At 72.7% G+C, this 23,387-nt stretch carries 17 protein-coding genes; 3 read left to right on the plus strand and 14 right to left on the minus strand.

What is annotated here, in order from left to right; all coding sequences use genetic code 11:
• Positions 1-230 precede the first annotated feature (230 nt).
• From ACTOQ1_RS14800 to ACTOQ1_RS14820, 5 genes are read right to left on the minus strand one after another with little or no spacing between them, the layout of a single operon-like run.
• Positions 231-1,172 carry a cation diffusion facilitator family transporter gene (locus ACTOQ1_RS14800; RefSeq protein WP_440067462.1) on the minus strand — a complete coding sequence of 314 codons (942 nt, stop codon included), beginning with the start codon at positions 1,170-1,172 and terminating at the stop codon, positions 231-233.
• Positions 1,173-1,219: 47 nt separating this feature from the next.
• A complete protein-coding gene (locus tag ACTOQ1_RS14805; RefSeq protein WP_440067464.1) occupies positions 1,220-2,326 on the minus strand; it encodes an SIS domain-containing protein in 1,107 nt (368 codons plus the stop codon).
• The gene (locus ACTOQ1_RS14810; protein WP_012888128.1) at positions 2,323-2,496 is read right to left on the minus strand and encodes a Trm112 family protein; all 174 of its coding nucleotides are present in this window, start codon (positions 2,494-2,496) and stop codon (positions 2,323-2,325) included. Before ACTOQ1_RS14810 ends, ACTOQ1_RS14805 begins: the two co-directional genes overlap by 4 nt.
• 4 nt (positions 2,497-2,500) lie before the next feature.
• Entirely contained in the window at positions 2,501-3,856 is a 1,356-nt protein-coding gene (locus tag ACTOQ1_RS14815; RefSeq protein WP_440067466.1) for a phosphomannomutase/phosphoglucomutase, read from the minus strand.
• Positions 3,857-3,904: 48 nt separating this feature from the next.
• Positions 3,905-4,273, minus strand: a complete 369-nt coding sequence (locus tag ACTOQ1_RS14820) for a DUF3499 domain-containing protein (RefSeq protein ID WP_329090499.1) — start codon at positions 4,271-4,273, stop codon at positions 3,905-3,907.
• A gap of 240 nt (positions 4,274-4,513) precedes the next feature.
• Between ACTOQ1_RS14820 and ACTOQ1_RS14825 the strand changes: the two genes are divergently transcribed.
• Positions 4,514-4,969: a metallopeptidase family protein gene (locus ACTOQ1_RS14825; RefSeq protein ID WP_440067469.1), complete on the plus strand. Its 456-nt coding sequence runs from the start codon at positions 4,514-4,516 to the stop codon at positions 4,967-4,969.
• 228 nt (positions 4,970-5,197) lie between these two features.
• On the opposite strand, the gene ACTOQ1_RS14830 is transcribed toward ACTOQ1_RS14825, so the two are convergent.
• From ACTOQ1_RS14830 to ACTOQ1_RS14845, 4 genes are all read right to left on the minus strand, one after another.
• A complete protein-coding gene (locus tag ACTOQ1_RS14830) occupies positions 5,198-6,613 on the minus strand; it encodes a DUF5719 family protein (RefSeq protein WP_440067471.1) in 1,416 nt (471 codons plus the stop codon).
• Positions 6,610-9,492, minus strand: a complete 2,883-nt coding sequence (locus ACTOQ1_RS14835; protein WP_440067473.1) for a glycosyltransferase — start codon at positions 9,490-9,492, stop codon at positions 6,610-6,612. Before ACTOQ1_RS14835 ends, ACTOQ1_RS14830 begins: the two co-directional genes overlap by 4 nt.
• A gap of 303 nt (positions 9,493-9,795) precedes the next feature.
• Positions 9,796-10,056, minus strand: a complete 261-nt coding sequence (locus ACTOQ1_RS14840; protein ID WP_037969494.1) for a WhiB family transcriptional regulator — start codon at positions 10,054-10,056, stop codon at positions 9,796-9,798.
• A gap of 228 nt (positions 10,057-10,284) precedes the next feature.
• Positions 10,285-12,774 (minus strand): hypothetical protein, encoded by a 2,490-nt coding sequence (locus ACTOQ1_RS14845; RefSeq protein ID WP_440067475.1) that lies wholly within the window; start codon positions 12,772-12,774, stop codon positions 10,285-10,287.
• Positions 12,775-13,025: 251 nt separating this feature from the next.
• Between ACTOQ1_RS14845 and cofD the strand changes: the two genes are divergently transcribed.
• Positions 13,026-14,039: a 2-phospho-L-lactate transferase gene (gene cofD / locus ACTOQ1_RS14850; RefSeq protein WP_440067477.1), complete on the plus strand. Its 1,014-nt coding sequence runs from the start codon at positions 13,026-13,028 to the stop codon at positions 14,037-14,039.
• Positions 14,036-15,355 carry a coenzyme F420-0:L-glutamate ligase gene (locus ACTOQ1_RS14855; protein WP_440067478.1) on the plus strand — a complete coding sequence of 440 codons (1,320 nt, stop codon included), beginning with the start codon at positions 14,036-14,038 and terminating at the stop codon, positions 15,353-15,355. Before cofD ends, ACTOQ1_RS14855 begins: the two co-directional genes overlap by 4 nt.
• A 200-nt stretch (positions 15,356-15,555) precedes the next feature.
• Here the strand turns inward: ACTOQ1_RS14855 and ACTOQ1_RS14860 are convergent, their stop codons facing one another.
• From ACTOQ1_RS14860 to ACTOQ1_RS14880, 5 genes are all read right to left on the minus strand, one after another.
• Positions 15,556-16,416, minus strand: coding sequence for a tetratricopeptide repeat protein (locus tag ACTOQ1_RS14860; protein WP_440067480.1), 861 nt, complete (start codon positions 16,414-16,416; stop codon positions 15,556-15,558).
• Between the two features lie 104 nt (positions 16,417-16,520).
• Complete coding sequence (locus tag ACTOQ1_RS14865; RefSeq protein WP_440067481.1) at positions 16,521-18,251, minus strand: substrate-binding and VWA domain-containing protein; 1,731 nt, start codon at positions 18,249-18,251, stop codon at positions 16,521-16,523.
• 111 nt (positions 18,252-18,362) lie between these two features.
• Positions 18,363-20,972: a bifunctional FO biosynthesis protein CofGH gene (locus tag ACTOQ1_RS14870; protein WP_440067483.1), complete on the minus strand. Its 2,610-nt coding sequence runs from the start codon at positions 20,970-20,972 to the stop codon at positions 18,363-18,365.
• Positions 20,973-21,351: 379 nt separating this feature from the next.
• The gene (locus tag ACTOQ1_RS14875) at positions 21,352-22,257 is read right to left on the minus strand and encodes a DNA-3-methyladenine glycosylase family protein (protein WP_440067485.1); all 906 of its coding nucleotides are present in this window, start codon (positions 22,255-22,257) and stop codon (positions 21,352-21,354) included.
• Between the two features lie 23 nt (positions 22,258-22,280).
• Entirely contained in the window at positions 22,281-23,360 is a 1,080-nt protein-coding gene (locus tag ACTOQ1_RS14880; RefSeq protein WP_440067487.1) for a sugar phosphate nucleotidyltransferase, read from the minus strand.
• Positions 23,361-23,387: the final 27 nt, after the last annotated feature.

Raw genomic sequence — 23,387 nt, forward strand, 5'->3', positions numbered from 1 at the left:
GGCCGGCGACCCCGCCCTCGCGGTGCGCTCGGCCCGCTCCGCGGACACCGCGTCCCACCCTCCCGATCACCCCGCGGTCCGGGGAAACCCGATCACCCCGCGGTCCGGGAGAACCCGGCCACCCCGCGGTCCGGGAAAACGGAGGACCCCGGCGGCGTGCGCCGGGGTCCCGGGTCCGGGCCCGGATCCGCACCGTGGGGTACGGCCGTCGGGACCCTACGCGTGATCGATCACGTCCGGTCAGAGACGGGACCGTTGACGCTGCTCCTGTCGAGGTCGGGCTCCAGGTAGATGACGCGGGCCTCCGGGACGGCCGCGCGGATGCGCTGCTCGGCCTCGTCGATGCCGCGGGCCACGTCGGCGGCCGTGTCGTCGTGGTCCACCGCGATCTTGGCGGCGACCAGGATCTCCTCGGGCCCCAGGTGGAGCGTGCGCATGTGGATGACCCGGCTCACCTCGGGCGCGCTCTCCAGGGCGTCCGCGATGCGGGTCTCGACCTCGGGCCCGGCGCCCTCGCCGATCAGCAGCGACTTGGTCTCGATCGCCAGGACGACCGCGATCACCGCGAGCAGGACACCGATCATGATGGTGCCGATGCCGTCCCAGATGGGGTTCCCGGTCACCACGGCCATGGTCACGCCGAAGAGCGCGAAGATCAGGCCGAGCAGCGCGCCCAGGTCCTCGAGGACGATGACCGGCAGCTCCGGCGACTTGGAGCGGCGGATGAACTGCACCCACGACTGGTTTCCCCGGACGTGGTTGGACTCGATGATCGCCGTCCTGAACGAGAACGCCTCGGCGATGATCGCGAAGATCAGCACGCCGAAGGCCCATTCGGGGCTCCTCAGGGCCTCCGGGTGGGAGAGCTTGTGCCAGCCCTCGTAGAGCGAGAACACCGCGCCGATGGTGAACAGCACCACCGCCACCACGAACGCGTAGAAGTAGCGCTCCCGGCCGTACCCGAAGGGATGCTGGGGCGTGCGCGCCCGCTGGGCGCGCTTGCCGCCCAGGAGCAGCAGCGCCTGGTTGCCCGAGTCGGCCACCGAGTGGACCGACTCGGCGATCATCGATGACGAACCCGTGAAGAGAAACGCCACGAATTTGGCCACGGCGATCGCCAGGTTGGCCGTCAACGCCGCGATGATTGCCTTAGTACCGCCGCCCGCGCTCACGGCAGCCTCCGCTCAGCTCGTTGGTCAGGAAAGACGAGACAAGGATCCTATTGCGAAACCCTTGCCTTGAGTTCTGTGATCGCCGACACAGTGGCCGGGTCGATCCCGTACCCGAGAGCGAGGTACGTACTCGCGAAGTCCCCGAGCGCGATCAGCGTGGCGAGCCGCTCCAGCGGGTGCGCCCCCTCGGCGGCGATCTGCGTGACCGGGACGCCGCGATCCTCCGCCAGCCGCACCGACGCCTCCCGCTGCCGCGCCACCCGGGGGTGCTCCTCCACGTCGCGCAGCACGAACAGCCGGAGCGACCTGCCGCTCTCGTCGGCGAAGATGTCGCGCTGGGCGAGCGGGCCGTCGAGAGCGGCCACCTGGTCGTGACCGGCCTCGGGAAGCTCCCCCCACATCGCCGGGTACTTGCCGTTCGTGTTGAGCCGGCCGGCCCACCTGCGGGCCGCGACGGCCGCCACCGGGGAGGAGCCCCAGATCATCGGCACGGTCTCGGCGAGCTCCATGGCGAGCGACTTGCCCGGGTTGATGAACGACTCGCTCGCCGGGCGGCAGCGGTGGGCGAGGTCCTCGAGGCGCTTGGCCACCTCCTCGAACACCTTCTCGCCGGCCTCGACCAGGCCGAGCTCGGCGGCGGCGACGACCAGCGGGACCGACAGCGCCCACACCGCGGCGCGCGCCTGCCCGCCGCCCGCGACGGGCACGAACGGAGCTCCCGCCTGCCGGGCGATCGCGTGGAGCGGCGAGTCGGGCCCGCCGACGGCGAGCAGACGGCAGCCCCGGCGGACGGCCTCGGTGGCCGCCGCGAGCGTCTCCTCGGTCCTGCCCGAGCGCGACACCGCGATCACCAGATCGGTCGCGCCGACCCAGCCGGGCAGCCGGTGGGACCTGACGGTCACGATCGGCAGCGGGGCGCCGTGGCCGCACACCACGTTGAGGATGTCACCGGCGATGCCCGAACCGCCCACGCCGGCGACCACGACCGCCCGGGGCCGGCCGTCCCTGGCGAGCGAGGACAGGCCCGACTCCAGGGCGGCCCTGTGGGAGGTGCGGACCTGCGCGGCCGAGTCGGCCACCGCCCGCAGCATGCCCGCCGGGTCGCCCTCGGTCAGCCCTTTCTGGTCGTCGAGCCGATCGGGCTCCCAGTTCACGACTTCCGGGCCTCGTCGACCAGCAGGACCGGGATGTCGTCCCGGACCGGGTAGACCAGGCCGCACGAGGCGGAGGTGCAGGACAGCTCGTCCACCTCGGGTTCGGCTCGCAGGGGGGACTTGCAGTTGGGGCAGGCCAGGATCTCCAGCAGCCAGTCGTCGATCTTCACTCGTTCAGCTCCTCACGACAGCAAGGACCTCGTCCCTGATCGCTGCCATCTGAATCTCGTCGGCCGCCTCGGCGTTCAGCCTGAGCAGCGGCTCTGTGTTGGACGGACGAAGGTTGAACCACCATCCGGGGCCGGAGACGGTCAGGCCGTCCAGCTCGTCGAAGGTGACGCCGTCGCGGGCGGCGAAGGTCTCCCGGACCCGCTCCGTCGCCGCACCCTGGTCGGCGACCGTGCTGTTGATCTCCCCGGAGGCCGCGTAACGAGTGTATTCGGCGAGGATGTCCGAGAGCGGCTTCTCCTGCTCGCCCAGCGCCGCCAGCACGTGCAGCGCGGCCAGCATGCCGGAGTCGGCGAACCAGAAGTCCTTGAAGTAGTAGTGAGCGGAGTGCTCGCCGCCGAAGACCGCGCCGGTCCCGGCCATCTCGGCCTTGATGAACGAGTGGCCCACGCGGGTGCGGACCGGGCGGCCGCCGTGCTCGGCGACGATCTCCGGGACGCCCCTGGAGGTGATCAGGTTATGGATGATCGCGGCCCCGGGGTGCCTGCCCAGCTCGCGGACCGCGACCAGCGCGGTGATCGTGGACGGGGAGACGGACTCGCCGTGCTCGTCGACCACCCAGCAGCGGTCGGCGTCGCCGTCGAAGGCCAGCCCGATGTCGGCGCCCACGTCGAGCACGGCCTTCTGCAGGTCGCGCAGGTTGTCGGGCTCGATGGGGTTGGCCTCGTGGTTGGGGAAGGTGCCGTCGAGCTCGAAGTAGAGGGCGGTCAGCTCGACGGGCAGTCCCTCGAACACCGTCGGGACCGTGTGCCCGCCCATCCCGTTGCCCGCGTCGACCACGACCCGCAGCGGCCGGATGCCGGACAGGTCGACCAGGGTGCGCAGGTGGTCGGCGTAGCCGCGCAGCAGGTCGCGCTCGGAGACCGTCCCGCCTCCCTGGCCGCCGAGGGTGCCCGAGGCCAGGATCGCGGCGGCCCGGTCGCGGATCTCGAGGAGCCCGGTGCCGCCGCCGATCGGCACGGCGCCCGCCCTGCACATCTTCATGCCGTTGTAGCGGGCCGGGTTGTGGCTGGCGGTGAACATCACCCCGGGCAGGCCGAGGCTGCCGCTCGCGTAGTAGAGCAGGTCCGTGGAGCCCAGGCCCGCGTTGATCACGTCGGCCCCCCGCGAGGTCGCCCCCCGGGTGAAGGCCGCGGCCAGCGGCACCGACGACTCGCGCATGTCGTGTGCCACGACGACGGTCCCGGCCCCGGTCACCTCCACGAAGGCGGCGCCGACCGCCTCGGCGGTCGCCTCGTCGAACTCGTCCGGCACGACGCCACGAACGTCGTACGCCTTGAAGATCTTGGCGAGGTCGCCCACTCCAGCTCCACCCTTTACGTCGTGTTCGTGCCCCCCAGCCTAGTAGGGTCAGCGGTCACGCTGAGGCTGAGCGGAGCGCAGCACGCGCAGATGGCCTCGGCGGCCGACCTCGACCCCCTGGCCGACGGGCTCGGTGCCACCGCTCGGCGCGGGTCTGGCCGCCTCGCGGACCGCGTTGGCGAGGGCCTCCAGGTCGTCCGTGCTCGGCGGGGCGCCGTCGGTCGGCAGGCGGACCACCTCCCAGCCGCGGGGGGCGGTGAGCCGCTCGGCGTGCTCGGCACACAGGTCGTAACAGTGCGGCTCGGCGTACGTCGCCAAGGGCCCGAGAACAGCGGTCGAATCGGCGTAGACGTACGTGAGCGTGAAAACGGCAGGCTGACTGCACGCGGTGCGGGAACAGCGGCGGACGGGGCTCACGGTGGGACCGTATCCGGTAAGCGTCCGGGGCGCCACTATCTGAGCGCTCTTAACGAGCGTGTCGCCACAATTCGGACACGTGTCCCGGGTTCCACCCGCCTGTACGGCTTACACCCCCTGTCCGCACGCCTCCCGGTGGCATCTCCTCTCTCCCGCGCACCCGCCGTCACGGTTCCCGCCCCTCCGCGCTCCCATCACGGCACCTCCCGCCCCCGTCCGGGTCACGTCTAAGCTGGGGCCGTGAGCCCGGCACCCGGCAGACCCCGTTCTCCCCGCAGGCGCGACAGGCACGGTCGCGGCCTGCGCGGCCCGCTGGCGCCCTCGCACGTGCCGATCGCCAAGGCCCGCAGCGAGCGGTTCGACGATCTCGTCCTGGACGCCGTCGACCGGCTCAAGCCCCGATGGGCCAAGCAGTTGTCGGCCGTGGAGTTCGCGGTCGAGGAGGTCCCGCCGATCAACGAGCTGGGCGACGGCCCCGGACTGCTGACCGGCGAGCCCATCCCGTTCGGGCGGGCGGAGCCCGCCGCGGGAAACCGCCCGGCCGTCGTGATCATCTACCGCCGCCCCCTGGAGAGCAGGGCACGCGACCGCGACCACCTGGGCGCGATGGTGCACGAGGCGGTGGTGGAGCAGGTCGCGGGCCTGTTCGGCCTCTCCCCCGAGTCGGTCGACCCCGGCTTCGACGACCACGACTGACCCGACCCCTCCCCAGGCGACCACGACCGGCCCGCCGCGGCCCGGGGCGACCACGACCGGCCCGACCCCCTCCAAGGCGGCCACGACCGGCCCGGCGCCGTCCGGTACGGACCACGACCGGCGCTACCCCTTCCGAGGCGACCACGGCCGGTCCACCGCGGCCCAGGGCGGTCCGACGCTCCCGCCGCCTCCCAGGACAGGACGGTTCTCAAAGCAGGACGGTCGCTCTCAGGGCAGGACGGTCGCCGCGGACTCGGCGATCGGCGGGACCAGCGCCCACATGCGGGCGGGGGCCAGCGGCTGCACGGTCAGCGCCAGCCCGTCCTTGAGCCGCTCGTCCAGGACGCGCCCGCCGTAGACCGGTCCTGAGCCGGGCAGCGGCTGTACGACCACCGCGAAGGGCCCGTCGACCTTGGTGAGCGCGACCTGCTTGGTCCGCGAGGCGGGGATCTCCACCTGGAACGGCTCGCGCGGCTCGCCCTCGCGCGGGACCACCTGCACGCTCACCGTTCCCGCCGCGTCCGGCGCGGTCAGCAGCAGCCGGGAGCTCACCTTGCCGCCCGTACGGTTGTCGGCGACGACGCTGCCCAGGTCGATGGGGACCGCTCCGGCGGTGAAGGCCACGTCGGTCCTCGAACCGGTGCCGGTGGCGACGAGCCCGGCGACGATCGGGGTGTCCGAGGTGAGCACCAGCGCGGACGGCTGGCCGCCGATCCCGCTGGACAGGTCGACGGAGGCGACGGAACCCGCGGGCACCTCGACGAGCTCGCGGCCCTGGAGCTCGTACGTCCCTTCGGGGGTGAGTGCCTTGACCTCCACCAGCGTGTCGACCTCCTCGGCGGAGGCGACGAGCAGCTCGCGCCTCCCGCCGCCGCCGGGGATGCCCGGCACGACGACCCGGGTGGCGGGGGGCGCGGCGACCGGCAGCCAGTCCACGCCGCGCCCGTCGTTCATGATCGCCCGCGCCGCGGCGGTGACCCGCCCCGAACTGGTACGGACCTGGATCGCCAGGACGAGCGCCGAGGGCGCGAGATCCAGGACCTTGATCGTGCGGCTCTGCCCCGGCTTGAGGGTGAACACGCCACCGGTGTCGTCGAACACCGGGCCCTCACCCGTGTAGACCATGATCTCCGCGATGGCCGGGGCGAGGTCGGCGTTGGTCAGGTACAGCGTGACGTCCGCCGCGGCCGGCCCCGGCCCGACCAGCCAGGTGCTCCCCGCCGGCTCGGCACAGCGCGTCCCGGCCAGTCCCCGCTGCTTTCCCGACTTCTCCCGGCGGGTCTGCGCCACCTCAAGGCCCGCGGCCATGCTCCCGTCGGCCGCGACGACGAGGGGCGGCGACGAGGCCGGCACCTCGTCGTGCCAGAGACGGCCGGGGATGTCGACGGTGGCCAGGGTCTTGTCCCCGGTGACGAGTGTCGCGGAGCCCGGCTCCCGGCTGACGGGCGGGGCGACCACGCCGACGGAGGTGTCGCCTGGCGACGGGCAGACGGCCGTCACCGAGGCGACGGGCACCTTCTCGAACCCCGGTGCGGGGGTGGCGACGGCCGGCGGCTGGGTGGCGTAGGCCACCCCGTACAGGGCGAGCAGTGCCACCAGGACCAGCACCAGCAGGCTGAACCGGTTCTCGATCAGGGATTTCACCGGGCGGCCAGCTCTCTGCGAGGTTCGGGCAGGTCCTGGGGGACGGCGGGCTCGTCGGGCTCGGTACGCGAGCCCGGCGCGGCCAGGACCGAGACGATCAGCACCAGCACGGCCTGGGCCCAGAGCCAGCGGCCGTGCCAGGGGTCGCCGGGCGGGGTCGCGGGGAGGGCGATCGGCTGGGTGAGCCGCCACACGCCGACCGAGCGGGACAGGCTCATCCTCGCCAGCGAGGGCTGCGAGTCGAGCGCGTGGCTGATCTCCGGGCCGACGGGCGCGGTCACCACGACGAACCGCACGCCGTGGGCGGCGAGGACCCGGGCGTCGTCACCGCCCCTGCCGGACACCAGCCCGGCCGCGGCGATCCGGACCTGCTCCCTGGGACCGTCGGGGACCGGGATGTCGGCCTCGCCGATCACCGGGGTGCGCCCGCGCAGCACGGTGAAGAGCAGGCCGCCCGGCGAGGCGCGCAGCAGCAGGGTCCGCTCGCCGCCCGCGGAGTTCTCCGCGGCGAGGGCGGGCACGACGTCGCGTACCGTCCCGCGGAGCGGGCCGTCCACTCCCTTGGCGATCCACATGCCCGCCGCGAGCAGCGGCGTGGAGAACGCGACCAGCACGACGCCGAACGCGGCGAGCCTGCGCGCTCCCCCGGCCGCCCGGAACTCCACGACCCTGTCGGCGGTGAGGGCGGCCACCACGAGCATGCCGGTGGCGGCGAAGGCCAGCGGCACGCCCGGCCAGGCGGGGGCCTCGACGTCGCCGTTGATCGAGGTGACGGTGGTCCTGCTCACCAGGATCGCCACCAGCACGCCGAAGAGCGCGACGCCCCAGCCGACCGCGATGACCATCCGGTTGCGGCGCATCAGCAGCGCGGCCAGGCAGGCGGCGAGGAGGCCGCCGGTCACCCAGAGCGGCGGCATGCCGGGACCGCCGGGGCTGAGCAGCAGCAGCGAACCGGCCGGCAGCCCGGGGTCGACCAGCGCGGGCTGGTGCAGCCCGGCCTCCAGCAGGAGCTGCCCCGGGTCGGCGACCACCTGGGCCAGCCAGGGGAACAGCAGGACCACGGGGACGGCGAACGCGACGAGCATCGAGACCGCGACGCCCCTGCGCGGGAAGGCCAGCGCCGCCAGCGCGCCGAGGATCGCGGTCAGCGGGTAGACCAGCGGGGCGAAGGCCGTGCCGACGGCCAGCAGGAGCCCCAGCCCCCAGGCGGCGCGGCGGGCGCGGCGGCGCTCCCCGGCGAGCACCGTGGTGGCGAGCGCCGCGTAGACGGGCAGCAGCACGAAGACCACCGCGGTGCCGAGCCGCCCCGCGGCGACCGCGCCGGTGGCGACCGGCAGGAGGGCGTACGAGGAGGCCAGCCAGACCCTGGTCCAGCGGCCGGGGACCATCGACCGGGTGGCCGCGTACGCGGAGATCCCGGCCAGCGGAACGCAGCCGAGCAGCAGCAGCGACACCGCGAGCCACGTCTTGCCGAACAGCACCGTGGAGAGCACGGCCAGCACCGCCACGTAGGGAGGGGCCCACGCGTCGGTGCCCAGGCCCACCTGGTGGTAGCTCTCGCGGTAGAGGTTCCACAGGTCGGAGGCCCCGCCGATCACCGGGACGAGCGCTCCGCCGCCCAGCCTGGCGCCGCCCGTCACCGCGCGCTCGGCGACCAGCGTGACCACGGTGAGCGCCAGGAAGAGCAGGACGCCGGGGTTGCCGAAGAACCGCTGCATCACCCCGGCGTCGGTGAGCAGTTCCTCGCCGTCCTCCTGCGCGTGCGGCGAGGCGGCCATGGCGTGGTGGCGTCCCGCGGACTCCACGAACCCGCCCCCGGCCAGGTAGCTCTGCGCCCGGTCGACGAGCCGCCGGTAACCGGCGCCGGGCGGGGTGAGCAGCCGGCTGACCGCCGCGTACCCCTGCCTCCTGCCCTTGGCCCGCACCCGCCTGGCCTTGATCATCCGGATGGGGTGGCCGAAGACCGAGCCGAACGCGAGGAACTCGTCCAGCGCGTTGGCGGGCTGCTTGGCCACCAGGAACAGCACCGTGCGGAAGAGCGACCCGAACGCGTTGCGCACCAGCGCCCACAGCAGCGGGCGGGCGGGCAGGTTCGCCATCACGACGAAGAGGGCGTTGCGGCGGTCCAGGCGGCGGGGGTGGTCGCCGCTGGCGGTGATGCGGCGCCGCCGCCGGGTGGCCGCCTCGGCGTGCCAGGCGATCGCCCGGGTGACGTTCTGCACGCGGTACCCGGCGGTCCTGACGCGCCAGCACAGGTCGAGGTCGTCGCGGAACAGCGGCAGCGCGGGGTCGAGCCCGCCGACCTCCTCCCAGACGTCCCTGCGGATCAGCATGCCCGCGGTGGAGACCGAGAGCACGTCCCTGGTCCCGTCGTACTGCCCCTGGTCGAACTCGCGGGCCTCCAGCCCGGTGTCCCTGCGGCCGGTACGGTCGACGGTGACGCCGACCTCCAGCAGGAGCCGCCGGTCGAGCCAGTCGCGGAGCTTGGGGCCGAGAACCGCCGCCTTGGGATCCTCGTCGGCGGCCTCCAGCAGGAGCCGCAGGGCGTGGACGTCCGGGGCGCAGTCGTCGTGCAGCAGCCAGATCCACTCCCGGCCGCCGCCGGGGCCGAGCCGGTCGAGGACCTCGGCGACGGCCTCGCCGAAACCGGTCGAGCGCGGCAGGGTGAGCACCGCCCTGGAGCCGAGGGCGCCGGTCAGCAGCGCGGCGCTGCCGTCCCTGCTGCCGTTGTCGACCCCGACGACCCGGTCCACCGGGCGGGTCTGCCTGAGCAGGGCTTCCAGGGTCTCCCCCAGCCAGCGGGATCCGTCGTGGGAGACGACGATCGCGGTGACGGTGTGCTGGGGGCGCGGGGGGTGAGGGGGGTCGGTGATGGACATACGTCCCGTGTTCAGGAGTGGTGGTGATCGGCGCGACAACGATACGGCACCCTCTGTCTGGCTATGTCTTACACCTGGTCGCGCGCATGAAAAAAGGGTCACGCGACCGACGGTCACGTGACCCCATGGACATATTCGTCAAGCGCCTCGGAGAGGCGTCACATACTTCTGTCAGACCGCTCGACCGTCTTCGGCACTTCTTCGGTGTCGATCGGTGTTCATAGTGTTCATCGGTGCTCGGACGTCCGAACCGTCCGGATCCCAGAGCGCTCGAACCTTCCCGCCATCCGGCTCGCGGACGGCTCAGACGGCCTCACGCTTGATCCGGCGGCGCTCACGCTCCGACAACCCACCCCAGATTCCAAACCGCTCGTCATGCTCGAGCGCGTACTCAAGACACTCGGCACGCACCTCGCAGGAGCGGCAAACCTTCTTGGCCTCGCGGGTGGACCCTCCCTTCTCCGGGAAGAACGCCTCCGGGTCGGTCTGCGCGCACAAGGCGCGCTCCTGCCAGCCAAGCTGCTCTTCAGCGATGCTCTCCTGTGCGATGACCAGGTCGGCCACTGCACACCTCCCTGCCGCACGCCCGCAAAATTGGAGCCCCCCTATGAACGCCTCCCCCTTACCCACCCAGAGGAAGGCGTAACAACACGTGTGTAATTACACGCGCGTGGTCGGTGTGGCGTCAAGCGGCATGCTGGTATCCGGGGAAAGACCTGCTCTCCCCGGTTGTGGGTCGTGTGCCTGCCACGACGGCAATTGCACCAGGTGATCGCTTCGACCGCCAGGGGCTCAGTGCTCTCGGCGGTCGGAACCGTACCAGGACATGTTCTGATCCTGACCGGGGCCCACCCTCTCTCTATCCGGGGTTTCCTCATCCGTGACCTGACCTGGGCGTTGTTCGGGCTTGTAGATCGCCGTGGGGTCTATCGGCTGCGAGTCCCACGTCCTGGCGGCGGGCGCGGGGTCGCTCAGCGGGTCTCCCTGGTAGGCGTTCGGGTCGAACCGGAGCGTCGACTCCGACTGGGGGTCCCACTGGTGGGACTGGTAGGGCGGCGTCTGGGGAGCCTGGGGGGCCGGCGCGGGCTGGGGATTCTGCGGGGTCTGCGGGTGCCCGAACGGGCCCTCGTAGCCCGGGGAGCCGTACTCGGGGACGCGCAGCTGAGGCTCGGTGCCGCCCTGCTGGGCCTGCTGCTGGTAGCTCTCCGCCTGCTGGTAGGCCTGGGCCATCTGCTGAGACCTGAGATCCACAGGGTCGGGCGCGGGGTAGGACGGGCCCTGCTCGGCCTGGCGGCCGAACTCCGCGCCCGAGTAGCCGCTGAACGGCTGGCCGTAGTTCTCCGGAGGCTGCGGGAAGGACTGCGGCGGCCGGCCGTCGAACGGCGGGCGCGGCTGGGCGTCGAGCGGCTGGTCCTGGCGTCCGTCGGCCGGCGGGTAGGACGCGGGGGCCTGCTGCTCGGGCTGGTGACCGTACCCGGGCGACTGCGACTCCTGCTGCCCGAAGCCCTGCGGCTCCTGCTGCCCGCCGAAGCCCTGGGCCTCGGACCGCTGGTAGCCCTGGGAGTCGGCCTGCGGGTACCCCTGCGGATCGGGCTGCTGGTAACCCTGCTGCTCGGGCTGCCGCCGGGAACCCGACGACTGCGGCTCCTGCCCGTACGCCGGGGAAACCGGGGACACCGGGGAGGTCGGCGGCTCGGCCTGCTGGCCGAAGAGCGGGTCGGACTGCCCGTAGTCGGACTGCGACCGGTCCGAGCGCCGGCCGTACGCGGAGGAGTCGGAGGAGTCGGCCTGCTGGCCGAAGCCCTGCGCGTCGGGCTGCCCGTACGACGAGGAGTCCGAGTACTGGGAGTAGCTCGGCAGGTTGGGGCTGGAGTGCCGCCCGGAACCCGACGACTGCGGCTCCTGCCCGTACGCCGGGGAAACCGGAGAGACCGGGGAGGTCGGCGGCTCGGCCTGCTGGCCGAAGCCCTGCGACTCCGGCTGCCCGTACGACGACTCCGGCTGCCCGTACGACGAGTCGGGCTGCCCGTACGACGAGGAGTCAGGGAACTGGGGATAGCTCGGCAGCCGGGGTTCCGTCTGGGCCTGCGGCTCCACCGGGGCGGCGTAGACCGGCGGGTCGTAGGCCGCGGCCGGCGGGTCGTACGGCTTGGCCGGGGCCGGGGGCTGGACGTCCGCCGCGACGTACGGGCTCGGGGTGTAGCCCGCGGCCGGGGCGGCGGGCTGCGGCGCCTGCGGGTAGCTCTGCGGCTCCGGCTGCGCGTACCCCTGCCCCTGGGGCTCCGGCTGCGGGTAGGGCTCGCCCTGGGGGGCGTACTGCTGGTTCTCGGCGGGCGGCGCGTAGGGGGCCTGGGCGTATCCGTCACCGGCCTGCGGCGCGGGGGACGCCGGCGGCACGGACGCCGCGTGGGAGGGCGCCTGCCGGCCGTACCCCTCCGAGGCCCCGGCGGAGCCGTGCTCGGGCGCGGGCGGAAGCGCGGGGCGGTTGTACGGGGGCTGCGGGGCGGGGGCGGGCGGGGCCTCCTGCGGGTAACCGTGGCCACCCTGCGGGCCCTGGTCCTGCGGGTGGTGAGCACCCTGCTGGGGCATCTGCCCCTGAGGACCCTGGGGACCCTGGGGACCGGGACCCTGCGGCCCCTGGAAACCCTGGGCGTGGGGGTACGCGCCCTGCGGAACGCCCTGTCCCTGAGGGCCGGGACCCTGAGGACCCTGAGGACCCTGGGGGTGCTCCTGGAAGGGGACCTGCCCCTGCGCGGGAGCGGGCGGCTGGCCGTAGGCGGCGTACCGCTGGTCCTGCGGGTGCTCCGGGGAGCGGCCGAAGCCGCCGTCCGCGCGGAACGCGCCGTCGCGTGAACCCGCGGGGACCGCCTTCGGCAGCACGTACAGCAGCGCGACCGCGGCCAGCGCGAGGGCGGGCAGGTTGACGAGAAGGAACTCGACCTTCCCCAGGAAACCCTCCACGCCGCCGAACAGCCCGCCGAACAGGCCGATCAGGCCGAACAGCACGGAGAGCCCGAGCGTGCCGGCCACCACGAGGGCCATCACCTTCAGCCGCTGGATCACCGGGCCGAGGTTGGTCGCCAGCAGCACGCCGCCGACGAGCAGCGCGGTGGCGACCGGCGAGGCGAGCTGCCCCAGGGAGGCCGCCGCGCGCTCGGCGAAGGAGAACGATCCGCTCCCGAACAACAGGCGTTCGATGCCGACGAGAACGCTCGCGGACGCGACGGCGACCATGAGCCACGCCGCCGGTTCCCGGAGCCGGACTGCCTCGACATTGATCACAACTACCCCCATAGGGTCTTTAGGTAAACCCGGGTCAGTTTTGCACATGGCTGACTTTGTTGCCGGTGGTCCCAGGAAGCCCACCAACCCCATAAGTGCTCCATTACACCCTATAAGCCCACATTTCGGGCGGCCAATCAGGCGATCCGGCCAGGGTGGACGCCCCTCATAACGATCATGAAAAGACTACTGTGCACCGCCCGCGGACACCCCGCCGACAGGCTCGGTGACCTAGTGGAACACTGGACGGCATGCGCATCGTGTCCCTCGCCGGCGGCATCGGCGGCGCCCGTTTCCTGCGGGGCCTCCTCACCGCGGCCCCCGATTCCGAGATCACCGTCATCGGCAACACCGGTGACGACATCAGCCTCTACGGCCTGCGGGTCTGCCCCGACCTCGACACCGTGATGTACACGCTGGGCGGCGGCATCGACGAGGAGCAGGGCTGGGGACGGCGGCAGGAGTCGCACGTCGTCAAGGAGGAGCTGGCCGCCTACGGCGTCGAACCGCAGTGGTTCGGCCTCGGCGACCGCGACTTCGCCACCCACATCGTGCGCACCCAGATGCTCGACGCCGGATATCCCCTGTCCGCGGTCACCGAGGCGCTGTGCGCCCGCTGGCGGCCGGGCGTACGCCTGATCCCGATGAGCGACGACAGGACCGAGACCCACGTGGTCATCTCCGACGAGCGGGGCCGCCGCGCCGTCCACTTCCAGGAGTGGTGGGTGCGACTGCGCGCCTCGGTCCCGGCCGAGCAGATCATCCTGGTCGGCGCGGATGAGGCCTCCCCCGCCCCCGGCGTGCTGGAGGCGATCGCCGCCGCCGACGCGGTCGTCCTCCCGCCGTCCAACCCGGTCGTCAGCATCGGCACGATCCTGCAGATCAAGGGCGTCCGCGAGGCCCTGGAGGGCAAGACCGTCGTCGGCGTCTCGCCCATCGTCGGCGGCGCCCCCGTCCGGGGCATGGCCGACGCCTGCCTGACCGCGATCGGCGTGGAGACCACCGCGCAGGCGGTCCTCGAACTGTACGGATCGCCGCTGGTGGACGGCTGGCTGGTCGCGGAGGAGGACGCCGGGGTGGCCCTCGGCGGCGTCGAGGTCGAGGCCCGTCCGCTGATCATGCACGACGTCGAGTCCGCCGCCGCCATCGCCCGCGCCGCCCTGGACATGGCCGTGCGGCTCGCGGGCCGGGACACCGGCCCTCCGCCGTACGAGCGCTCCCCCGTCGCGGACGAGACCTCGGCCCGTGAGGAGGGTTCGCGATGAGCAGGCTCAGGCGCGGGCGGGAGGAGCCCGCCGACGTCAGGCTGGAGATCTTCGCCGTCCCCGGCATCCCCGAGGTCCGCGAGGGCGACGACGTCGGGGAGCTGATCGCCACGGCCATGCCCGACCTGCGCGACGGCGACATCCTCGTGGTCACCTCGAAGATCTCCAGCAAGGCCGAGGGCCGGGTGCTGCGCGGCGTGAGCCGCGCCGAGGCGGTCGGCACGGAGACGAGACGGGTGGTGGCCCGCAGGGGTGAGACCGTGATCGCCGAGACGGCGCACGGGTTCGTCATGGCCGCCGCCGGGGTCGACGCCTCCAACACCCGCCCCGGCACGGTCGTCCTGCTGCCCGCCGACCCGGACGCCTCCGCCTCGGCCGTGCGGGCGCGCGTCAGGGAGCTGCTCGGCGTGTCGGTCGGCGTGGTCGTCTCCGACACCTTCGGCCGCCCGTGGCGCAACGGCCAGACCGACATGGCCGTCGGCCTCGCGGGGGTGACCCCCGCGCTCGACTACCGGGGCATGTCCGACGACCACGGCAACGCGCTCGAGGTCACCCTGACCGCCGTCGCCGACGAGTTCGCGGCCGCCGCGGACCTGGTCAAGGGGAAGGTCGCGCAGACCCCGGTGGCGGTGATCAGAGGTCTGGCGGAGTACACCACCGAGGATGACGGGCCGGGGGTCGGCGAGCTGCTCCGCCCGTCCGCCGACGACATGTTCCGGTACGGTTCGCGCGACGTGGTCTTCGCCCGCAGGACCGTCCGCGAGTTCTCCGCGGACCCCGTGGACGGCGACAAGGTCCGCAGGGCGGTCGACGCCGCGATCGCCGCGCCCGCCCCGCACCACACCACCCCGTGGCGGTTCGTCCTGCTGGAGTCCGCCGGGACCCGCGAGAAGCTGCTCGACGCCATGCGGGAGGCCTGGATCGCCGACCTGCGCGGTGACGGCTTCTCGGAGGAGTCGATCGTCAAACGGGTCAGGCGGGGTGACGTGCTGCGCGCGGCCCCGTACCTGGCGGTGCCCTGCCTGGTGATGGACGGCTCGCACACCTACCGCGACGGTCGGCGTAACGCGGCCGAGCGGGAGATGTTCGTGGTCGCGACCGGTGCGGGAGTGCAGAACTTCCTGGTCCAGCTCGCGGTGGAGGGCCTGGGCTCGGCCTGGGTGTCGTCCACCATGTTCTGCCGCGACGTGGTCCGCGAGGTCCTCGACCTGCCCGCGGGCTGGGACCCGATGGGCGCCGTCGCCATCGGCCACCCCGCCGCCCCGCCCAGGGATCGCGCCCCCAGGCGGGCGGCGGACTTCATCGTCGTCCGCTAGGACTTCGTCGACTTCGTCGTCGTCCGCCGGCCCCGCCCGGGGCCGGCTCTCCCCGTCCGGGCCCGCCCGGGGCCGGTCCCGGCGGGGCCGGGTCTTCCCCGTTCGGACCCGTCCGGGCCCGCCCGGGGCCGGTCCCGGCGGGGCCGGGTCTTCCCCGTTCGGACCCGTTCGGGACCCGCTCGGGACCCGGTTTCGGCGGGTCAGCCCTCCGCGTCCCCGTCGAGTTCCATCGCCCGGTTGATGTCGACGAGCGAGTCCTCGTAGCGGCCCAGGGAGCGCAGGACCTCGCCCCTGCGGATGTAGGCCCAGGTGTACTCGGGGTCGATCTCGATCGCCCTGCTGAGATCGGCCACCGACTCCTCGTTCCGCCCGATCTCGTGCAGGACCGCGCCGCGGCTCGCCAGGGCACGGTCGTTGTCGGGCTCCAGCTGGAGGGCGTGGTTCAGGTCGCCGAGCGCCTCGTCGAACGCGTCCATCATGCGGTGCGTCTCCCCGCGCGAGACGAGCGCCCAGACGCTGTTCGGCTCCAGGCTCAGGGCGTGGGAGAAATCCGTGATCGCGTCCGCGTAGCGGTCCATCTGGTAGTACAGGTCGCCGCGCGCGTTGTACAGGTCGGCGTCCTCGGGAGCGAGCATTATGGCCCGCATCAGGTCGGTCTCCGCGTCGTCGTACCGCTCGAGCCCGCGCAGCAGCCTCGCCCTGTCGCCGAGGATCCAGACCTGGTCCGGGGTCAGCTCGATCGCACGGTCGAAGTCGGCCAGGGCCTCGGCGGACCGGTGGAGCGCCGCGTGGGCCTGCCCCCGGCTGCCGATCGCGAACGCGTACTCCGGATCGATCTCGATCGCACGGTCGAAGTCGGCGACGGCCTCCTCGAACCGCTCCATCCTCCGGTACAGCTCGCCCCGGTTGGCCCACGCGATGTCGTCGGCGGGGTCGAGCCGGAGCACCTCGGTCAGGTCCGCGGCGGCCTCCTCGAAGCGCTCCATCTCCGTGTAGGTCTTGGCACGCTCGATGAGCAGCCTCCGCCGCTGCCCGCCGCCCCCTGAACTCGCCTCGCTCACTCGCCCGGCCCTCTCTCTAGATCATCAGCGATCGTAGGCGGTATGCCCCGATAAATCAGCACATTTCACCACGTCCACCTGGTCGTAGGCGAAGCGAAAGACGCTCAGGCGGGGGTGCGGCAGGTGGGGTGGCACAGCCGCCTGGCGAGGGCGGACAGGAAGACGTCGATGATCTCCTCCGGGCCCTGGGCGACGTGCAGGGAGCCGTTGGTGACGGAGGTGACCTGGGTGAGGGCGGCGCGGTCGAGGTCGGCGCCGAAGGCGAGGACGACGACCTGGACCGGCGCCTCGGGGTCCCACTCCTCGCGCAGCGCCCGCACCAGGTCGGTGCCCGAGACGCCCTTGCCGTCGTCCTTTCCCGCCGTGATGACGACGAGGGTGTTGTTCATGTCCTCGTCGTAGACCTTGGTCATCTCCCGGAACCCGGCGAGGATCGAGTCGTACAGGGCGCTGGGCTCCTTGGGGGCGGCGCGCAGTGTGCGGGTCAGCTCCTCCAGGCGGCCGCGCCGGACGACCTGCCCGCCGTCGGGCTCGACGACCGGGCCGATGCGCACCCGCTCGCGCTGGTCCCTGCCCTTGGCCGAGGAGAAGTCCCACAGGCCCATGTGGGTGGAGTCGGGGAACAGCTGCAGGCCGAGCCTGGCGGCCTCCAGGGCGACGGTCAGCCTGGTCTTCCCCTTCTGTCCCCTGATCGGCTCCGCCATGTGCCTGCCGGTGTCGGTCATGACCAGGATGTTGGTCGGCGGTGCGAGCCTGCTCCACGCCTCCAGCGCCTCGTCGATCATGGCGGGCAGGATGGTCGGGCGGGTGCGGGGTGCCTCGGTGGGGATCTCGGGACCGGGTGAGTACGGGCCCAGGGAACCGTCGGCCGAGCGGAACCCCGCCCTGCGGGCCCCCTCCTGGGTCTCCGGGGAGCGCAGCCAGGCGGCGAAGGCCCGCGACCCGCTCGCCTTCGCCTCGTCGGAGGAGGTGACCACGTACGGGTAGTCGAGGTTGATCGTCCCTTCGCGGGGATGCAGGGCGACCACCGGGTCGTCGGAGGGCAGGCGGTTGTGCGCCCACACCGCCGACTCCGGCACGATCACCACCGGCCGCTTCCAGAAGGAGCGGTCGTCGACGGTGGCGAGCATGCTCCGGTAGTCGGGCGCCGACCCCGCCTGCGCCCAGCGGACGAACGCGGTGAGCGCCCGGTCGGCCTCGGGGCCGCTGCCGACCACGTCCCTGGCCGCGGCCACGGTGGCGATCCCGGCCCCCGCGAGCGACGGGTCGGGGACGCGGACCACGTCGGGCTCGTTCTCGTTCGGCCGGATCCGGCCGCGGGTGGTCGAGGGGAAGACCATCCGCCAGTTCATGTCGGTCCTGCCCATGGCGAAGCGCCGGGCGAGGGACTTGCGGGTCGCGAAGACCAGGGGCGAGGTCGCCACGACGGTCTCGGTTCCGGCCAGGTTCGCGGCCCCCTGCTTGCGGGCGAGGCGGATCCAGGCCGAGGAGTCGGAGATCCAGCCGTCGGGGCGGCGGCTGAGCACCCCCGCGGTGCCGCCGAGCAGGGTCCGCAGCACGGTGGCGGGCGGCTGCTCGGTCACCTGCACCAGCACGCACCGGCCGTCGACGCCCGTCCGGCTCCGGTTGAACCGCCCCGCCGCCTCCATGACGGCCGGGGCGATGTCGATGGCGGCGGCGACGCCGACCAGCACCGGGTCGCGGGCCGAGCACGAGTCCCCCACCCGGCCGGACACCAGGGCGGCACCGCCCACCAGGGCGACCGCGATCGCGACCGCCGCCAGCGACAGGCGCAGGCGAGCCTGCCGCCGGCGCCGCTCGATGCCGGCGGCCACACGGTGTCGACCGGAGGAGGACAAACCCGCACCTCTCCCTACATATGCCTACAAGGGAATGATGATTGTGCCCACGAACCTCTCACGAAAGACGGACAGATGTAGAACTCGTTATAATTTTGCCGACGGCTCCAGGGAGAGGAGCGGGAGGGCGTTGGGGCGGACGCTGCGGCAGACGCCGTCGCTCGCCCTGGCCGCGGCCACCCGCTCGGCGTCCGGCACGCCGTAGGAGGTGGTCCGCTGCCGGACCGGCCTCCCGGTCGGGGCGACCATGGCCTCGATCTCGCTGATCGTCTTGAACGAACCGTTCTCCGACCCGGCCATCCTGCTGATCGTCTCCTCCATCAGCGTGCCGCCGAGGTCGTTGACCCCGCCCAGCAGCACCTCGCGGCAGAGCCCGTCCTGGAGCTTCACCCATGAGCACTGGATGTTGGCGATCGCGCCGTGCAGCAGGACGCGGGCCAGTGCGTGCACGGCCCGGTTCTCCCGCGCCGTCGGCCCGGGGCGGGCGATCCCCGCCAGGTAGATGGGCGCGCTGTGGTGGACGAACGGCAGCAGCACGAACTCGGAGAACCCGCCGGTCTCCTCCTGGATGCGGCGGATCAGCCGGATGTGCTGCACCCAGTGCGCGTGGTTGTCGACGTGGCCGTACATCATCGTGGAGGTCGTCGGGATGCCGACCCGGTGCGCGGTGGAGATCACCTCGACCCACTCCCTGGTGGGAAGCTTGCCCTTGGTCAGCACCCAGCGGACGTCGTCGTCGAGGATCTCGGCCGCGGTGCCCGGGAGCGAGTCGACGCCCGCCTCCCTCGCGGCGACCAGCCAGTCCTCGATGGACAGGTTGGTGCGGCTGGCGCCGTTGATCACCTCCATCGGCGAGAACGCGTGGACGTGCATCTCCGGCACCCTGGCCTTGACCGCCCTGGCGATGTCGAAGTACGCGGTGCCGGGCATGTCGGGGTGGATGCCGCCCTGCATGCACACCTCGGTCGCCCCTGCCTGCCACCCCTCCCAGGCGCGGTCGGCGACCTGCTCCAGCGAGAGGGTGTAGGCGTCGGCGTCGGTACGGCGCTGCGCGAAGGCGCAGAAGCGGCAGCCGGTGTAGCAGACGTTGGTGAAGTTGATGTTCCGGTTCACCACGTAGGTGACGTCGTCGCCGGCCGCCTCCCGGCGCAGGCCGTCGGCGATCCGGCACAGCTCGTCCAGCGCCGCGTCGTCGGCGCCCACCCCGTTCTGGTCCCCGGCGAGGTCCAGCAGGACGAGCGCCTGGGCGTCGCTCAGCCCCGCCGGGTCGCTCTCGGCCTGCCTCAGCGCCTCCCGCACGTCGCCCCGCACGATCGAGGAGGCGGCGGGCAGACGCTCCCTGAGCGCCTCCCAGTCGCCGTACACGTTGTCGAAGTCGTCGCGGCGGTCGGCGCTGCGACCCTCGGTGTCGACGGCCGTGTGCAGGTCGACGCGGCCCACCGAGACGAAACCGCCGTCCGGCTCCTGCCAGGGGCGGCCGGTCAGGACCGCGTCCTCGCGGGCGAGCCCGGTCTCCGGGTCCGCCAGGGCGGCCACGTGCGCGTTGAGCCTCGGGTCGAGCCAGGGCTCCCCCGCCAGCACGAACTCGGGGTAGATGGTGAGCCGCTCGCGCAGCGCGAACCCGGCGGCGGCCGTACGGGCGGCGAGGTCGTCGATCTGCGGCCAGGGACGCTCGGGGTTGACGTGGTCGGGCGTGAGCGGCGAGACGCCGCCCCAGTCGTCGATGCCCGCCCTGATCATCAGCTCGTACTCGGAGTCGACCAGGTTCGGCGGGGCCTGCACCCTCATCTTCGGCCCCAGCACCAGCCGGGTCACCGCGATGGTCGCGGCCAGCTCCTGCAGGTCCGCGTCCGGCATGCCGCGCATCGCGGTGTCCGGCTTGGCGCGGAAGTTCTGGACGATGATCTCCTGGATGCCGCCGTACTCACGCGCCACCCTGCGCAGCGCGAACAGCGACTCGGCGCGGTCCTCGATCGTCTCCCCGATGCCGATGAGGATGCCGCTGGTGAACGGCACGTTCGTCCGCCCGGCGTCCTCCAGCACGCGCAGCCGCACGGCGGGGTCCTTGTCGGGCGAGCCGTGGTGCGCCTGCCCCTTCTCCTCGAAGAGCCGCCGCGAGGTCGTCTCCAGCATCATGCCCATGGAGGGCGCGACCGGCTTGAGCCGCTGCAGGTCCTGCCAGGTCATCACGCCCGGGTTCAGGTGCGGCAGCAGCCCGGTCTCCTCCAGCACCCGCACGGCCATCGCGCGGACGTAGGACAGCGTGTCGTCGTAGCCGTGCGCGTCCAGCCACTCGCGGGCCTGGTGCCAGCGGTCCTCCGGCCGGTCGCCCAGGGTGAACAGCGCCTCCTTGCACCCCATCGCCGCACCCTGCCTGGCGATCTCCAGCACCTCGTCGGGGCTCAGGAACAGGCTTTCCAGCTTGTGCGGCGCGGTGGCGAACGTGCAGTAGCCGCAGCGGTCGCGGCAGAGCCGGGTCAGGGGGATGAAGACCTTGCGGCTGTAGGTGATGATCCCTTGCCGCCCGACCGCCTCCAGGCCCGCGTCCCGCACCCTCCCGGCGTGGTCGAGGAGGGTCTCCAGATGTTCGTCCCGTGCGTGCAGCAGGACGGTGGCTTCGGCGGTATCGAGAGCTTTGCCGTCGCGGGCCCTGGCCAGAGCCCGGCGCATCGCGTTGTCGGTGGGGTTAGCGCTCATGACGGCACAGTACGGCGCGAGACGAACGTGTGGGGCGGCGGGTGCCCCCTCGCGGGCCCGGAACCCGCCTCGGGCGTCGGCCGCCGGACCGGGGACCCGACACTTCAGATCTCCTAAAGCATACGGTCAAGCAAGTCTCGATAGACGTAAATACTTGCAGGTGCATAAATTAGAGATGTCCACAGAAACCCCGCATTCGCGGGGAATCCCCCCGGATCCTCCGAGGAAACCCCCTCGGACCCCACCCGGCAGGAGCCGAAAATGATCGCATTGCTCATCGTCCTCGTCGCCGTCGCCGTCCTCGCCCCGCTGATCGGCGCCGACACGCGCGACAGCCTCGACTGGCATCGCGACGAACCTTCCCCCGACGAGGGAGCGCTCAGAACGACCGGTAGTCGCGCACGGGCGTTCTCGGCCCGCGAGCGGGTGGCCGCACACCGCCCAACCCCAGCAGCCGGCTGACCCGGTGCCGGTGCCCCCGGTAGGGAGCGAGCAGCCGCAGCATCCGCGCGTCGTCCACCCGCTCGCCGCTGAGCGACCAGCCGACCAGCGACGGCAGGTGGAAGTCGCCCACCGAGACGGCGTCCGCGTCGCCGTGCGAGCGCTGGCGCACCTCGGCGGACGTCCACACCCCGATCCCGGGCAGCGCCCTCAACAGCCGATCGGCGTCGGCGCTGCCCTCGATCGCCTCCAGCTTCCCCGCGTGCCGGGCGGCGTTCGCGATCGTACGGGCCCGCACCGCCTCCGCCCCCGCGCGGTGCCAGTCCCACGACGGGATCGACCGCCACACCTCGGGCTCGGGGAAGACCCTCATCCCCTCGGGCGCGGGACCCGGCGCGGGCTCGCCGTAGCGGCCCAGCAGCCACCGCCACGCCCGCCACGCCTCGGTGGAGACCACCTTCTGCTCCAGCACGGCCGGGACCAGCGCCTCGAACACCCGCGACGTCCTGCCGATCCTGAGCCCCGGATAGCGTCTCGCCGCGTCCCGCAGCACCCTCGGCCAATCGTGGCCCGGAACGAACCCCGACACGTCGTCACCGGCGCCGAGCAGCGCGGGAAGCGTCTCCAGCATCCACTCCGCCCCCGGCCCCCACGCGGCGGCCGCCACCCGTCCGCCCGTTGAGGCCACGCGCAGCGTCCCCGGCCCGTCGGGTGTGCGCGAGGTCCGCCAGAAGACCCCGCGGGGCGCCGTCCTCAGGGTGGGGTCGCCGGTCCCGCGCCGGTGCGGGTCGAGGGCCAGCGCCAGGTCGACCGGCCACGGCGGGCACCACTCACGTTCCCTCACGAAGGTGCCCGCGCCGCGAACGGTCAGATGTCGCTGGAGAAGCGGATCGCGAACTCGGGGAGCACGACGCCCGGCCAGACCCGGCTGCCCGCGATCAGCTCGTTCCCCGAACCGACCACGGCGCCGTCGCCGAGGACCACGTCCCTCAGGACCGCTCCAGCGTTGACCCGCGCGCCGATGCCGACCACCGAGTCGACCACGACCGCGCCCGAGTGCACGACGCAGTCGTCTCCGAGCACGCTGCCGCTGATCTGCGCCTCCGACTCCACGATCGCGCGGGCGCCGATCACGGAACCGCCGGAGACCTTGGCCGCGGGCGAGATCATGGCACCGGGCAGGGCGAGGAAGTCACCGGTGGGCCCCGGCAGGGCGGGCGAGGCGAGACGGCCGAGCACCAGGTCGCGGGAGCCCTTCACGAAGGCGGCGGGCGTGCCCACGTCGAGCCAGTAGGAGGCGTCGGCGTAGCCGAGCACCAGGGAGCCGTCCTCGATCAGGCCGGGGAAGGTCTCGCGCTCGACCGAGACGACCTCGCCCGCCGGGATCGTGTCGATCACCGAGCGGGTGAAGACGTAACACCCGGCGTTGATCCGGTTGGTGACCGGGGTGGGGGTCTTCTCCAGGAAGGCGGTCACCCGCCCGTCCTCGTCGGTCGGCACGCACCCGAAGCGCGAGGGATCCTCCACCTCGGTCAGGTGCAGAGTGACGGCGGCCTTCCTGGCGACGTGCGCCGCGACCTGCTCGCCGATGTCGTGACCTGACAGGATGTCACCGTTGAGCACCAGTACCGGGGCGTCGGGGCCGCAGGTCAGCGCCTCGGCCGCGTTGCGGATGGCCCCGCCGGTGCCGAGCGGGACCTCCTCCGTCATGTATTCGAGCGAGAGGCCGAACGCCTCACCGTCCCCGAAGGCCTCGGAGAACATCTCCGCCCGGTAGGAGGTGGCGAACACGATGCGCCGCACGCCGAAGGCCCTCGCCTTGGCGAGCTGGTGCGCCAGGAAGGGAACCCCGGCCGTGGGCAGCAGGGGTTTCGGGGTGCCGAGCGTCATCGGGCGCAGGCGCGTCCCTCGTCCACCGACAAGGAGGATCGCCTCTAGATCGGGCAAGGGGGTCTCCATCATTCCGCGAGGTTA

Source organism: Streptosporangium sp. OZ121 (genome assembly GCF_051918885.1).
Taxonomy (GTDB): Bacteria; Actinomycetota; Actinomycetes; order Streptosporangiales; family Streptosporangiaceae; genus Streptosporangium.

Excerpts from the sequence above, each read along its gene's own strand:
- ACTOQ1_RS14855 (WP_440067478.1), top strand. The coding sequence starts at position 14,036 with ATGAGCAGGCTCAGGCGCGGGCGGGAGGAGCCCGCCGACGTCAGGCTG.
- ACTOQ1_RS14870 (WP_440067483.1), bottom strand. The coding sequence starts at position 20,972 with ATGAGCGCTAACCCCACCGACAACGCGATGCGCCGGGCTCTGGCCAGG.
- ACTOQ1_RS14835 (WP_440067473.1), bottom strand. The coding sequence starts at position 9,492 with ATGTCCATCACCGACCCCCCTCACCCCCCGCGCCCCCAGCACACCGTC.
- cofD (WP_440067477.1), top strand. The coding sequence starts at position 13,026 with ATGCGCATCGTGTCCCTCGCCGGCGGCATCGGCGGCGCCCGTTTCCTG.